A 14,158-nucleotide genomic window follows, 5' to 3' on the forward strand; every position below is an offset into this window, starting at 1 on the left:
TTTCGGTTAATCTCGCTGCGCATCGCCGATTTGCGATGCGGCCGTCACCCTGCTGCACAAACGAAAGGAAAACCGAGTGTCTCCAACCTTGACTCGCCGTCTGGCCCTGCTGGCCCAGCCTGAGCACCACGCGCTGCTGGGTGGCCTGCGCGGCATCGAACGCGAAACCCTGCGCGTGGACGACCACGGCCATCTGGCCAGCACGCCCCATCCGCTGGCACTGGGCTCGGCCCTGACGCATCCGCAGATCACCACCGATTACGCCGAGACGCTGCTGGAATTCATCACGCCGGCTGAAACCGACATCGCTAGCACGCTCGCCAAGCTCGATGGCATCCACCGCTATGCCTACAGCAAGCTGGGCCAGGAACTGCTGTGGAGCCAGTCCATGCCGGCCACGCTGCCGGCCGAGCAAGACATCGCCATCGCCTGGTATGGCACTTCGAATATGGGCATGCTCAAGCATGTGTACCGGCGCGGTCTGGCGCTGCGCTACGGCAAAGCCATGCAGTGCATCGCCGGCATCCATTACAACTACTCGCTCGACGAAGGCCTGTGGCGCCTGCTGGCCGCCAGCGAACCGTCAGCCCGTCCGCTCACCACCAAGGCTTACCAGTCGGACGCCTATCTGGCCACCATCCGCAATTTCCGCCGCTATAGCTGGCTGCTGATGTATCTGTTTGGTGCCTCGCCGGCACTGCAGAAGGGCTTCCTGCGCGGTCGCCCGCACCAGCTCGAAACTCTGTCGGATGACACGCTCTACCTGCCCTATGCCACCAGTTTGCGCATGAGCGATCTCGGCTATCAGAACGATGCCCAGTCCGGCCTGAGTCCGCACGAAAACTGTCTGGACAGCTATGTGGCAGCCCTGACCAAGGCCGTCAACCAGCCGTATGCACCGTATGCCGCGCTGGGCACCAAACGCGATGACGAATGGATACAACTGAGCACCAACGTGCTGCAGATCGAAAACGAGTACTACGCGACCATCCGGCCGAAACGCGTGATCCAGACGGGCGAGCGGCCCATCCAGGCATTGTGCTCGCGCGGCGTGCAGTACATCGAAGTGCGCTGCATGGATGTCGATCCGTTCGAACCGATAGGCATCAGCCTGACGGCCGGCCGCTTCCTCGATACCTTCCTGCTATTCTGCGCGCTCGAACACAGCGCCGCCATCACGCCCGAAGAAGGCCTGCGCCACACGGCCAACTTTGCCCGCACCGTCAAGGAAGGCCGCCGTCCGGGCCTGCTGCTGGACCGCGGCGATGCCGAAGTCACGCTGCAGGAATGGGGCCAGCAATTGCTGGCGCAGATGGCGCCTGTGGCGGCCCTGCTCGACACCCGCCATGGTGACAACGCGCACAGCGCAGCGCTGGCCGAACAGGCTGCCAAGCTGGCCGATCCTGCCCTCACACCATCGGCCAAGGTGTTGGATGCGCTGCGCACGCATGGCAATTCGTTTGCCGCTTTCGGAATGGCGCAGAGCCAGCGCCATGCCGCCTACTTCCGCAGCCATGCACCAAGCGCAGACGAGAACGCTTACTTCGACCAACTGGCCACGGCCTCGCTGGACGAACAGGCCGCCATGGAAGCAGCGCCGCGCATCGCCTTCGACGACTACGTGGCAGCCTACCGCGCCAGCAATCTCTGCCACTCCAGCGGCGAATGCGACTAAACTAGGGGCTTGATCACCGCATCTTCTGCGCGAGGCCCCTTTGCTCACCTTCTACAACGAACTGCACGCCCAGCATCGCGGCCGCCACGAATTCTTCCGTGGCGAGCTGAAACCCTGCTTCGAGAAACCGGAGCGGGTCGACAGCGTGCTGGCCGAGCTGGGGCGGCGCGGGCTGGGGCGCATCGTCACGCCGCAAGGCGTGCCACTGATGTCGCTCGAGCGCATCCACACGCCGCGCTATCTGCACTTCCTGCGCCACGCGTGGGCTGACTGGCTGGCACTCGATCCGGCCAACGCGGACAAGGATGCGTTTCCGGCCGTGTGGCCCGTGCGCTCGCTGCGCAGCGATATCGAACCCGATAATTTCTGCGCCAAATTAGGCCTGTATTCGATGGATAGCGGCACGCCGCTGACGGCCGGCACGTGGACGGCTGCCAAGACGGGCGCCGATTGCGCCGTCAATGCAGCCCATGCGCTGCGCCTTGGCGAACGCGGTGCGTTCGTACTGAGCCGCCCGCCCGGCCACCATGCCGGCGCGGATTTCTACGGCGGCTACTGCTTCCTCAACAATGCCGCGCTGGCAGCCCAGCACATGCTCGACGATGGCGCGCGCCGCGTCGCCATCCTCGATCTGGACTACCACCACGGCAACGGCACGCAGAGCATCTTCTATCACCGCAACGATGTGCTGTTCATTTCCATCCACGCTGATCCGCGCTACGAATACCCGTTCTATCTGGGTCATGCCGATGAAAAAGGTGTCGGGGCGGGCCAGGGATGCAATCTGAATCTGCCGCTGCCGGCCGGCAGCAGCGCAGCTAGCTGGTTCAGCGCGCTGGAAACCGCCTGCATCCGTCTGGGTAGCTTCGCGCCCGATGCGCTGGTGGTGTCGCTGGGGGTGGATACCTTTGCCGGCGACCCGCTGTCGCGCTTTGCACTACAGAGTGCCGATTACCTGCGTATAGGCGAGCGCCTGGCCTATCTGAACCTGCCCACTGCCTTCATTTTCGAAGGCGGCTATGCCGTCAAGGAACTGGGCACCAATGTAGTCAATGTGCTGGAAGGCTACGAGACCGCCTTGTAGTTCGCCAGAATACAGTGGGGGCCGGAGCCTAACTCAAGTAGTCCGTCTCTGGAACGAACTCCCTGCCTTCAGCAGCGACACCTCTTACACAAAAAATTTGAATTAAATCGCTTGCTATTTAGTTTTGTGCGATATATATTGTGCACATGGACGCGAGAAAACGTCCGGAACTGAAAATCAAGTAGCACACTATACAATCGCAAGCAATTTACTTTCATCTTAAAAGGAAGCCATCATGTCGATCAAACAAGTTCTGTACCGCGCCAATGCCAAATCCACCGGTGGCCGCGAAGGCCGCGCTGTCTCCTCGGACGGCGTACTGGATGTGAAACTGACCACCCCGAAAGAACTGGGCGGTGCCGGTGCCGTGGGCACCAACCCTGAACAGCTGTTCGCGGCTGGCTACTCGGCCTGCTTCATCGGTGCACTGAAATTCGTCGGCGGCCGCGACAAGATCGCCGTACCGGCTGATGTGGCTATCGACGCCACCGTCGGCATCGGCGCCATCGAAACGGGCTTCGGCATCGAAGTGGAACTGAAAATCTCGCTGCCGGGTGTGGAACGCGACGTGGCCGAGAAACTGGTGGCCGCTGCCCACATCGTCTGCCCTTATTCGAACGCGACCCGCGGCAACATCGACGTCACCCTGACCATCGTTTAAGCAGAACGGTGACAGCGCAGCAGCGCCCTGCTGCTGCCGCTTCAATCACGCCAGCCTTTGCCCTACAATCAGGCTTTCCCCTTTACAGGAAGCTGTGATGATTGAATGGCAATGGCTGGCGTTTGACGACATACCCCGCCTCGACTGGTATCAGGTGCTGCTGCAGCGCCAGCAGGTGTTCATCCTCGAACAGACCTGTCTCTATCCCGACATCGACGGATGCGATCCGCTTTGCCACCATTTGATGGCCTGGCGCGAGATCGCCGGCGTACGCACACTGGTCGCCTATCTGCGCTGCGTGCCGCCCGGTGTGAAATACGCAGAAATGTCGCTGGGCCGCGTGCTGACCACGCAGGCCGGCCGCGGCAGCGGCATAGGCCACACCTTGCTGGCCAAAGCGATTCCGCTGGCCGAAGCACTGCATCCGGGCCATGGCTTCCGCATTGGTGCCCAAGCCCATCTGGAAAAATTCTACGGCAGCTACGGCTTCCGCAAAGTCACCGAGCCGTATGACGAAGACGGCATCCTGCACATCGACATGGTGCGATAAAAAAAGGCAGCCGAAGCTGCCTTCTTTTATCCGCCAGATGGCTTACTTCACCGTCACCAGCTGGATATCGAAGATCAGCGTGGAGTTAGGCGGAATATTGTTCTGCTGAGTAGAACCATAAGCAAGGCTAGGCGGAATGGTCAAGGTACGGGTGCCGCCCGCCAGCATGCCGACCAGACCCTGCTCCCAACCCTGGATCACTTTACCGCTACCCAGCACGAAGTCGAAGGTGGCGCCGCCTACATTCGATTCGATCTTGTTACCGCGCAGACTAGGCTTGGTACCGTCATACAGGTACAGGGTGTAGTACACGCTCAGATTCTTGCCCGAGGCCGCGGCAGTGCCGCTGCCGATCACCACATCCACACTGGTGAGCGTAGTAGGCGGTGGCACAACGACAGGGATAATGCCCTTGGTCACATCCACCAGTTCGAAGTCGTACACCAGCGGGCTATTGGCCGGAATCGCCGGATAGGTGATGCCATTGGCCTTCACTTCCACGCGTGAGTTGGTGCCATAGGCCATATTGGCCGGCAGGATGGCCGTGCGCTTGCCGCCTATCTTCATGCCGATGATGGTCTGGTCCCAGCCCGTCACCACATTGCCCACGCCCAGCGTGAACGGTGCGGCCGGCTTGCCCGTATCGACCGAGCTTTCTACTTTGGCGCCTTTGAAATCGGCTTTGGTGGCGTCATACAGATAGCCCACCATATTGATGGTGACCAGATCGCCAGCGGCTGCCACAGCACCCGTGCCCACCAGCGTTTCCGTCACTTTGTAGGCAGGCTGCACAATGACTGCTGCTACCGGAGTCTTGTCCGTACCTGCACCGCCACACGCGGTCAGGGCTGCCGCGCATACCGCTGCTGCCACGATTTGAAACGTCGATTTCATGATCACCTTCGAGGAGTATTCGTTATAAGCTGTGCGCCGCTGACGGCGCAGCGGCATTACGGAGCAGAAGTGTAGCAGACGGCGCGGCTTGCGCCCCGGCCACTACATTCAGTTACATCTTTTTAACACGCCAGCGGGCTTAAATTTCCACCTGCGTGCCCAGTTCGATCACGCGGTTGGTTGGAATCTGGTAGTAGTCCGCCGCGCCGCGGGCGTTACGCGACATCGCCACGAACAGGTGTTCGCGCCACGTGGCCATGCCCGAACCCGGGGTCGAAATCACCGTCTGACGGGCGATGAAGAAAGAGGTCTCCATCATCTCGAAGGTCATGCCCAGACGTTCGCACTGCGCCAGCGCCTTCGGAATATCGGGTTCATCCTTGAAGCCATAGTGCACATTGAGCTGATAGCACTGGTGGCCCAGTTCCGTGATCTTCACCTGATCGTCAGCCGGCACCCAAGGTTCTTCCACCACGTGTACGGTGAAGAACACCACGCGCTCGTGCAGTACCTTGTTGTGCGACAGATTATGCAGCAGCGCATGCGGTACGCCATCGCTCTCGCCACGCAGGAAGATGGCGGTGCCGTACACGCGGGTAGGCGGTGCCACGAACAGCGAGGACAGGAAGTCTTCCAGCGGAATCGCGTGTTTCTGCAGATTCTGGAACACCAGCGCGCGGCCGCGTTTCCACGTCAGCATAGTCGTGAACAGCACGGCGCCCAGCAGCAGTGGGAACCAACCACCATGGAACAGTTTCAGCGTACTGGCCGAGAACAGCAGGATGTCCATGGTCAGGAAGAAGCCGGTGGCAGCCAGGCACAGGGCCAGCGGCAGATTCCAGCGGTAGCGCGTCACGAAGAAAGTCAGCACGGTGGTGCACAGCATGGTGGCCGTCACGGCGATACCGTAGGCACCGGCCAGCTTGTCGGACGAACCGAAACCTACCACGGCCAGCAACACCACGCTCAGTTGCAGCCAGTTCACGGCCGGAATATAGATCTGGCCGATTTCGCTGGCCGAGGTGTGCATGATGCGCATGCGCGGCAGCAGACCCAGTGCAATCGCCTGCTTGGTCATCGAGAAGGTGCCGGAAATCGTCGCCTGCGAAGCAATCACGGTAGCCGCAGTGGACAGGATCACCAGCGGGTACACGCTCCAAGCGCCGAGCTGCTGGAAGAACGGGTTATCGACGGCGGCCGGATTGACGATCAGCAGCGCGCCCTGGCCCAGATAGTTGAGCGCCAGCGCCGGGAACACGACCAGGAACCAGGCCGCGCGGATCGGCGACTTGCCGAAGTGGCCCATGTCGGCATACAGCGCTTCCGCACCCGTGAACGCCAGTACCACGGCGCCCAGCGCCACGAAGGCGATCATGCGGTTTTCGAACATGAAACGTAGCGCATGGAAGGGATTGAGCGCAGCCAGAATCTGCGGCGCTTCGATGATATTCACCACGCCCATGGCCGCCAGCGCAGCAAACCAGATCACCATGATGGGGCCGAACCAGCGGCCGATACCGGCCGTGCCTTGGTGCTGCAACGCGTACAGCGATACCAGCACGATGATGGTGAGCGGCACGATGTACTGCTCCAGCCCCGGCGCGGCCACTTCCAGACCTTCGATCGCACTGAGCACGGAAATCGCAGGCGTAATCACGCTATCGCCATAGAACATGGTGGCGCCGAATACGCCCAGCAGCATCAGCGGGTAATGCGCGCGCGGTGCGGCCTTGCTGACGGAATTCAGCACCAGTGCCATCAGCGCCATGATCCCGCCTTCGCCGCGGTTATCGGCGCGCAGCACCAGCGTGACATATTTGAGGGAAACGATGAAAGTCAGACCCCAGAAAATCAGGGAGATAATGCCCAGCAGATTGGCTTCGTTAAGTGCCAGTCCATGTTCGGGATCGAAAATGGTCTTCAGAGTGTACAGCGGGCTGGTACCGATGTCGCCGTAGACGATGCCCACGGCCGCCAGCGTGAGCGCGGCGAGACTACTTTTCTTGTGATGCTCGGTCAAGATTGCACCTGTTGTTGTTTTGGTGCATTGCACAATAGGCCAACTATTTGCAAAAGGCAAGGAGATTTTCGCATGACGAATGGTTCGAAATTTCGATATCGACAGTGTACGCCGCTGGCCTGCGAGTAGCGAGTTTTAGCGCGTCTTTAGCGAACTTGTGGCGCGCTCTTGCGCAGATTCTGGGCCGGCCCGCAGCGCCGATGCACCATTTCAGCGATAATGGCCGACCCGCCACATCCGCGCCCCCCGTTAGTCATGAACACCGGTATCTTATTCGCAACACTGTCCTTCTTCTGCTGGGGCATGTTCCCGCTGTATTTCCACGCGATAGGCGAAGTGCCGCCCATGGAAATCCTCGCGCACCGCATGCTGTGGTCGCTGCTCTTCCTCGCCATCGTGCTAAGCGTACGCCAGCAATGGGGCTGGCTGCCCAAAGTGCTGCGCCAGCCGCGCGTGCTGGCCAGTTTTATCGCCTCGGCCATCCTGCTGTCGGCCAACTGGTTCGTCTACATCTGGGCCGTCAATAACGGCCACATCATCGATGCCAGCCTCGGCTACTTCATCAATCCGCTGATTAATGTGCTGCTAGGGCAGCTCGTCCTCAAAGAACAACTACGCCGTGGTCAATGGCTGGCCATAGGCGTAGCGGCGACGGGCGTCATCTGGCTCACGTGGCAGGCGGGACAACTGCCGTGGATAGCCTTAATTTTAGGCATCACCTTCGGCGCCTACGGCCTGCTGCGCAAAACCGCCGCACTGGCCGCACTGGAAGGGCTGTCGCTGGAAACCATGCTGCTATTCCCGGCCGCGCTGATCTATGTGCTGTGGCTGACCAGCCAGGGCGCCAACACCTTCCTCAACACGCCGGCCGACAGCACACGCTGGCTGCTGGCCGCGGCCGGACCGATCACGGCGATTCCGCTGCTGCTGTTTGCCGCTGGTGCGCGGCGCATTCCGATGGCCGTGCTGGGTCTGCTGCAATATCTGTCGCCCAGCATGCAGGCCCTGCTGGGCGTGTGGGTATTCCACGAAGCGTTCCCGCAGCCGCGCCTGATCGGTTTCCTGATCATCTGGTCGGCCCTGCTGCTGTACGTGGCGGAAGGCCTATGGCAGAGCAAACGCGCTAAATAGTGGGCGGGCGGCAGGATTTATCGTATCCTGTCGTCCTCTCCTGCATTTGATTGCATCCCTCACACTTTATCGAGATTTACATGGCAAATTACGTCTATACCATGAACCGCGTGGGCAAAATCGTCCCGCCCAAGCGCCAGATTCTGAAAGACATCTCGCTGTCCTTCTTCCCGGGCGCGAAAATCGGCGTGCTGGGCCTGAACGGCTCCGGTAAGTCGACCTTGCTGAAAATTATGGCAGGTCTGGATACCGACATTCAGGGCGAAGCCGTGCCTATGCCGGGCCTGAACATCGGCTACCTGCCGCAGGAACCCCAGCTCGATCCCGAAAAAACCGTGCGTCAGGAAGTGGAATCGGGTCTGGGCGAAGTGTTCGAAGCACAAGCCAAGCTGGAAGCCGTGTACGCTGCCTATGCGGAAGAAGATGCCGATTTCGACGCACTGGCCACCGAACAGGCACGTCTGGAAGCCATCATCTCCACCGCCGATGGCGGCAATCTGAACCTGCAACTGGAAATGGCCGCCGACGCGCTGCGTCTGCCACCATGGGATGCCAAAATCGGCGTGCTGTCGGGCGGTGAAAAACGCCGTGTAGCGCTGTGCAAACTGCTGCTGTCCAAACCCGACATGCTGCTGCTCGACGAACCGACCAACCACCTGGATGCGGAATCGGTGGAATGGCTGGAGCAGTTCCTGCTGCGCTTCCCTGGCACCGTGGTCGGCATTACCCACGATCGCTACTTCCTCGACAATGCGGCCGAGTGGATCCTCGAACTGGACCGCGGCCATGGCATTCCATGGAAAGGTAATTACTCCTCGTGGCTGGACCAGAAATCCAACCGCCTGAAGCAGGAAGAAGCCAATGAATCGGCGCGTCAGAAAGCACTGGCCAAAGAGCTGGAATGGTCGCGCCAGAATCCTAAAGCCCGTCAGGCCAAATCGAAAGCCCGTCTGGCCCGCTTCAACGAACTGAGCGAATACGAATACCAGAAACGTAACGAAACCCAGGAGATCTTCATCCCTGTGGCCGAACGTCTGGGTAACGACGTGATCGAGTTCAAGAATGTGTCGAAAGCCTTTGGCGACCGTCTGCTGATGGAAAACGTTTCGTTCACCATTCCGCCCGGCGCCATCGTCGGTATCATCGGCCCTAACGGCGCCGGTAAATCGACGCTGTTCAAGATGATTGCCGGTCTGGATACGCCGGACAGCGGCGAAGTGGCCATCGGCCAGACCGCCCGCATCTCGCTGGTGGACCAGAGCCGCGACAAGCTCAGCGACAGCAAGACCGTGTTCGACGACGTTTCCGGCGGCGCCGACATGCTGACCGTGGGCCGCTTCGACATGCCGTCGCGCGCCTATCTGGGCCGCTTCAACTTCAAGGGTTCCGACCAGCAGAAGATCGTCGGCAATCTGTCCGGTGGTGAGCGTGGCCGTCTGCATCTGGCCAAGACCCTACTCAAAGGCGGCAACGTGCTGCTGCTGGACGAACCATCCAACGATCTGGACGTGGAAACCCTGCGTGCGCTGGAAGATGCGCTGCTGGAATTCGCCGGCTCCGTGCTGGTCATCTCGCACGATCGCTGGTTCCTTGACCGTATCGCCACCCACATTCTGGCGTTCGAAGGCAACTCGCAAGTCACCTTCTTCGACGGTAACTATCAGGAATACGAAGCCGACAAGAAGAAACGTCTGGGTGAAGAAGGCGCCAAGCCTAAGCGTATCCGCTACAAGCCGCTGACGACCTAAGCCCGCAAGCCGGAGAAAAAAAAGCGCAGCCCCGGGCTGCGCTTTCTGTTTGCAGCAGGGCCGCCTATGCTTGCAGTTGCAGCAGTATATAGGCCGACAGCAAGGCCCAGACCAGCGCCCCCACGCCAAACACCTGATAGGCCAGTGCTTGCGCCTCAAACTCCTCATCCAGTTTCAATACCACATACATGCCGTGATATAGCAGGCTGGCCGCCACCATCAGGCCGACCACCCCCAGCCCCAGCATGCTCCCCAAGTCCGGCAGCAAAAGACCGAGACTGGACAAGCACATGGGAACGGCAACGATGGCCGCCAATAAGAACGTGTCGCGGAAGCTAGCCGCGATCTTGCGTTCCGCAGCGCAGCCCCTGATCAGCCAGCCCATCAGCGGAACCGTCAGCAATTCGGCCACCAAAAACACCAGCGCAATCTCGTGCCAGCGAACTGCTGCCGAATTCAGCCGTAGTACTGAGCCCGGTTCAATACTGGCATACAGCAGGACTAGCGGCGGCAACAGCGAACATGGCAGCACCAGCAGCAGAAAAGTCTTGATGATGGGATGTTGGCCCACCACCACTTCATCCCAGCCGGCATGAAACGAAAAAGGCATCTTGCTCAGATTTACCAGGTTCATGGTTATGCTCCCAGAGAGAGTCGGACGGCTAGTCAGGGCTCACTTTGCCTGATCCGTAGCCGCGACATTTGTATCATCATATGATATAAAATCAGAAAGGCAAGGCCCGTCTGCCGAGCCGGGAAACTAACGTCAGCGCCCTTACTGCAAGCAATAGTCAACCGGCGGTGGCATGGCAGGGATATCCATTTCCCCCATCATTTCGCGCGCCGAAATTTCTATGCCATAGCTCAAGGCCGTGAGCGGCAAATCATTGGGCGTGAACCCAAACGGCTCTTCGATCTCGTCGCCGATGGCATCGAGTCCGAAGAAGGTATATGCCACCACCCCCACCACCACGGGCGTCAGCAAGCCTATCGAGTCGACCAGGCCAAATGGCAGCAAATAGCAGTACACATACACGGTACGGTGCAGCAAAACGGAATACGAAAACGGTATGGGCGTGTTCTTGATGCGCTCGCAGCCGCCCAGCGCTTCACTCATCTGGCTCAGGCTGCGGTCCATCTCCTGGGCCAGTGGCGCAGCCAGCCAGCCTCTGGCGAGAGCACGTCCGATATCGCTGCCGATAGCCTGCAATATTGCGGCCGCCGGATGTTGCAGCCGCTGCCAGTCATGGACGCGCTCGGCCGGCAACAGGCGGGCGATTTCCTCACCCCAGCGTTCCTCACGTAATTGGTGCCGCAGTGCATGGGCAAACGCGATCGCCGCGTAAGCCATGTTCTTGCGCAACTGCGATAATTGCGCCTGTTCCTGCGGGCAGTCGCTGCTCGAAGCCTGTGGGTAGGCGTAGACCTGGCGTAGCAGATTTCGGCTGGCCGTCCCGAGGCTGCCCCACAGCCTGCGGCCTTCCCAATAGCGCTCGTAACTCGCGGAATTACGAAAGCCCAGAAAAATCGCCAGCGCCAGTCCCATCAGCGTAAATGGGATGGTGGTGAGCCTGATCTTGACGTGATAAAGCGCACCATGCATGAGTGTGACGACGATGGCCATGACGATGGTGACGGCCAGCTTGCGCCAGATATTCGGCAAGATCGACCCGCGCAATAGCAAGAAGTACTCTATACCTTGGGGTCTGGGTCGGATAATCATGATCGGGCAAGGTCGGCTGGCCGCCCTGTCAATAACCGCGGCGGCAAGCTTGCGTGACAAGCAGAAAGAAATTAATTATATCATCTTGTGATATATATTTAGGTAACTGCTCACCGCGGTGCAGGCAGAAATTGTTACGCCCGGCTGGGGCAATCAGCTATGATCGTCGGCTAATCCAATCTGCCCTACGTCCATGTCCTCACCTGCTCCACAGCCGCCCCTCAGCAAACACGATTACGAACGGCTGGCCGATTTCCGCTATCGCTTGCGCAGTTTCCTGCGCTTTAGCGAGGAATTGACGCTGGCCCATGGCATCACCCATCTGCAATACCTGCTCATGTTGCAGATTAAAGGCTTTCCGGGCAGAGAATGGGCCACCATTGCAGAACTGGCTGAACGCCTGCAATCCCATCATCACGGCGTGGTCGCGCTGGTTTCGCGCTGCGAAAAAGCCGGGCTGCTCGAGCGGCGACCGGGCCGCGACGACAAACGCTGCGTGGAAGTACATCTGAAGGAAAAAGGCGAGCAACTGCTGCAGCAGATCGCCGTGCTGCATAAAAATCAGCGCGTGGAACTACAGCAAATGCTGCAGGCGCTGTTCAGCGCATGAGCGCCGGGGGGAAGCGGGACGCATGGTCTGGGCCGGCAGAGCGGCCGAGCAGGATAAAAAAATGCCGCTCAGCCTGAACTGAACGGCATTCATCGGATTTACGACAGCAATAACTTAGAAGTTGTAGCGCAGACCGGCCGTAATGGCGCCGTTTTTGCGGCCGAGATCAATGTTGTTCTTGCCGTAGTTTTCGTACTCGAGCGAGACTTTCACGTTCTTGTTGACAGCATATTCGGCACCGATGGAACCGTACAGCGCACTCTTGTTATCGCCACCGCTGACGGAGGCGATGCCCGTGGTGCTGACGGCATTGTGGTTGCGTGCCACACCGAGTTTGCCGAACAGGGAGACCTGTTCGTTCACGGCAAAGCTGCCTTTACCAGCGACATAGTAGGAATACGCATCGGTCTGGATATGGCCGGCACCCGTGCCTACCGTGTAGTCATAACCTTTCTTGCCGAAGTCGGTATAACCGCCTTCAATGGCCCAAGTCTTGTCGATGTTGTAGCCAGCGTAGATCTTGCCGGTAGCTTTGTCACCGCTACGGTCGCTGCTGGTGGTGGTGTTCGGTACGTCGAACTTGTAGTGGCTGCCCACGACGCCGAGACCGATGTAGCCGGTGCCGGCGTCATCAGGTGCAGCAAAAGCGGAAGAAGTGGCAAATACAGCAGCGCTAGCGGCTACAGCAAACAGAATTTTTTTCATGATCGTGATCTTTCAGCAAAAATGATTAAGGACTTGCTTGGGATCGCAGTTCTGCGAAGTGCGATGTAGCCACAATAGCACTGCAGGGCGGCGCTGTGCGCGCCGAATCGGTAAGAAGTGTTACACGATGTAAGCCAAATAAAACTTGGCACTAGAGGATTTATTCCAAACTTAAAGCAGGCTTAAGGCGCGTGCAGAATATTCCTGAAAGTCAGGTTGATGCGCTCGCCGCAGGGCCGGGTCTGCTTGTTGATGCCATGCTGCCAGTGCTGTTGCAAGGTACCGGCCATCAGCAGCAAAGCACCGTCGCCGAGGTCGATTTTGACGGTCTGGCCAGTGTGGCGGTGCTTGAGGATGAAGGTACGGGCCGCGCCAAAACTCAGCGACGCGATGGCCGGTTGCGGCCCCAGTTTCGGCTCGTCATCGGCATGGAAGCCCATGCTGTCGCGTTCATTGCGGTAATAGTTCAGCAGCACGCTGTTGAACTGCCGCCCCGTGGCCTGCTCGACGGCCTGTTTCAGTTGCCGTTGCAAAGGCGTGAAAGGCAGCGGGTGGAAAGTCTTGCCCGAATAGCGGTAGCTGGCCTCACCATGCCAAGCCATCAGACGCGGCTGCAGATGCAGCTTGCCCCATACCTGGATATGCTCGGCGCGCCACGCGGTTTCCTCGCGCAGGCGCTGCATGGCCTGCTCGGGCGTGATGGCCAGCGGCAGGCGCGGCGTGAACCACAGTTCGCCATCGGCAATGGGAAGCTGGCGCAAGCTGGTATCGTCGGCAAATAAGTCCATGAGCGTGATGATAGCCGTTCAGAGCCCGGGCCACGCAAGCATACACGCCAGCAGAAAAAAATACGGCGAGCCAGAACGGCTCGCCGCAATACATGTGAGATGCTGACGTAACTTAGGCGTAGGCTTCTGCCAGGCTCATCACGCGTGGCGTGATGGTGATGCCGATGCCGCTAAACAGCGCGGTAATGGCCGCCATATTGGCTTCCATTTCTTCCGCTTTCCAACCCTGGAACAGGTCGGTGCCATCTTTCTGGAAATGCAGATCCAGCACCTTGCCGCGATCCTTGTGGGTGTAGCCGCCGCTATAGGTATTCTTGAAGCCCATGGCTGCCAGCGCTGCCAGCACTTCGGCCGGCGGATTATCCGGGTCGGTTGCCATAAACACGCCGAAGGTCTTGCCTGGGGGTTTGGCAGCGATATCCACGTCATAAATTCCAGGCGCTTTTGTCACGGTGGTACTTTTCAGAAATAACATGATCTAACCCCTATCCTCGGCGCGCCGGCTCAAATATTGATTCTGTAAGAAAACATTCCAAGAGACAAGCTTATTGCTAATTACTGGATTTGTC

Annotated in this window: 14 protein-coding genes; 7 read left to right on the forward strand and 7 right to left on the reverse strand. The window is 59.3% G+C overall.

Going from position 1 to position 14,158, the window contains the following annotated elements; genetic code table 11:
• Positions 1 to 76: 76 nt before the first annotated feature.
• From gshA to GM655_RS15230, 4 genes are all read left to right on the forward strand, one after another.
• A complete protein-coding gene (gshA, locus tag GM655_RS15215) occupies positions 77 to 1,675 on the forward strand; it encodes a glutamate--cysteine ligase (protein WP_371866837.1) in 1,599 nt (532 codons plus the stop codon).
• Positions 1,676 to 1,715: 40 nt separating this feature from the next.
• A complete protein-coding gene (locus tag GM655_RS15220) occupies positions 1,716 to 2,759 on the forward strand; it encodes a histone deacetylase family protein (RefSeq protein ID WP_155435532.1) in 1,044 nt (347 codons plus the stop codon).
• A gap of 235 nt (positions 2,760 to 2,994) precedes the next feature.
• Positions 2,995 to 3,420 carry an organic hydroperoxide resistance protein gene (locus tag GM655_RS15225; RefSeq protein WP_155435533.1) on the forward strand — a complete coding sequence of 142 codons (426 nt, stop codon included), beginning with the start codon at positions 2,995 to 2,997 and terminating at the stop codon, positions 3,418 to 3,420.
• Positions 3,421 to 3,517: 97 nt separating this feature from the next.
• Entirely contained in the window at positions 3,518 to 3,970 is a 453-nt protein-coding gene (locus GM655_RS15230) for a GNAT family N-acetyltransferase (protein WP_155435534.1), read from the forward strand.
• A 42-nt stretch (positions 3,971 to 4,012) separates the two neighbouring features.
• On the opposite strand, the gene GM655_RS15235 is transcribed toward GM655_RS15230, so the two are convergent.
• Together GM655_RS15235 and GM655_RS15240 are read right to left on the reverse strand one after the other, a co-directional pair.
• Entirely contained in the window at positions 4,013 to 4,864 is an 852-nt protein-coding gene (locus GM655_RS15235) for an FKBP-type peptidyl-prolyl cis-trans isomerase (RefSeq protein WP_155435535.1), read from the reverse strand.
• Between the two features lie 139 nt (positions 4,865 to 5,003).
• On the reverse strand, positions 5,004 to 6,884 hold the full coding sequence (locus GM655_RS15240) for a potassium transporter Kup (protein WP_155435536.1): 1,881 nt from the start codon (positions 6,882 to 6,884) through the stop codon (positions 5,004 to 5,006).
• A gap of 255 nt (positions 6,885 to 7,139) precedes the next feature.
• Between GM655_RS15240 and rarD the strand changes: the two genes are divergently transcribed.
• Both rarD and ettA read left to right on the forward strand, forming a co-directional pair.
• Positions 7,140 to 8,015, forward strand: coding sequence for an EamA family transporter RarD (rarD, locus tag GM655_RS15245; RefSeq protein WP_155435537.1), 876 nt, complete (start codon positions 7,140 to 7,142; stop codon positions 8,013 to 8,015).
• Between the two features lie 80 nt (positions 8,016 to 8,095).
• A complete protein-coding gene (gene ettA, locus GM655_RS15250; RefSeq protein ID WP_155435538.1) occupies positions 8,096 to 9,763 on the forward strand; it encodes an energy-dependent translational throttle protein EttA in 1,668 nt (555 codons plus the stop codon).
• 64 nt (positions 9,764 to 9,827) lie between these two features.
• On the opposite strand, the gene GM655_RS15255 is transcribed toward ettA, so the two are convergent.
• Together GM655_RS15255 and GM655_RS15260 are read right to left on the reverse strand one after the other, a co-directional pair.
• Positions 9,828 to 10,397 (reverse strand): YIP1 family protein, encoded by a 570-nt coding sequence (locus GM655_RS15255; RefSeq protein WP_155435539.1) that lies wholly within the window; start codon positions 10,395 to 10,397, stop codon positions 9,828 to 9,830.
• Positions 10,398 to 10,538: 141 nt separating this feature from the next.
• Entirely contained in the window at positions 10,539 to 11,426 is an 888-nt protein-coding gene (locus GM655_RS15260) for a bestrophin family protein (protein ID WP_371866838.1), read from the reverse strand.
• A 253-nt stretch (positions 11,427 to 11,679) separates the two neighbouring features.
• On the opposite strand from GM655_RS15260, the gene GM655_RS15265 reads away from it, so the two are divergent.
• Positions 11,680 to 12,096 (forward strand): MarR family transcriptional regulator, encoded by a 417-nt coding sequence (locus GM655_RS15265; protein ID WP_155435541.1) that lies wholly within the window; start codon positions 11,680 to 11,682, stop codon positions 12,094 to 12,096.
• 114 nt (positions 12,097 to 12,210) lie between these two features.
• On the opposite strand, the gene GM655_RS15270 is transcribed toward GM655_RS15265, so the two are convergent.
• From GM655_RS15270 to GM655_RS15280, 3 genes are all read right to left on the reverse strand, one after another.
• A complete protein-coding gene (locus GM655_RS15270) occupies positions 12,211 to 12,801 on the reverse strand; it encodes an outer membrane beta-barrel protein (protein WP_155435542.1) in 591 nt (196 codons plus the stop codon).
• 182 nt (positions 12,802 to 12,983) lie between these two features.
• The gene (locus tag GM655_RS15275) at positions 12,984 to 13,589 is read right to left on the reverse strand and encodes an alpha-ketoglutarate-dependent dioxygenase AlkB family protein (RefSeq protein WP_155435543.1); all 606 of its coding nucleotides are present in this window, start codon (positions 13,587 to 13,589) and stop codon (positions 12,984 to 12,986) included.
• Positions 13,590 to 13,701: 112 nt separating this feature from the next.
• The gene (locus GM655_RS15280) at positions 13,702 to 14,064 is read right to left on the reverse strand and encodes a hypothetical protein (protein WP_155435544.1); all 363 of its coding nucleotides are present in this window, start codon (positions 14,062 to 14,064) and stop codon (positions 13,702 to 13,704) included.
• Between the last annotated feature and the right edge of the window lie 94 nt (positions 14,065 to 14,158).

It is taken from the genome of Pseudoduganella danionis (genome assembly GCF_009720775.1).
Lineage (GTDB): Bacteria > Pseudomonadota > Gammaproteobacteria > Burkholderiales > Burkholderiaceae_D > Rugamonas > Rugamonas danionis.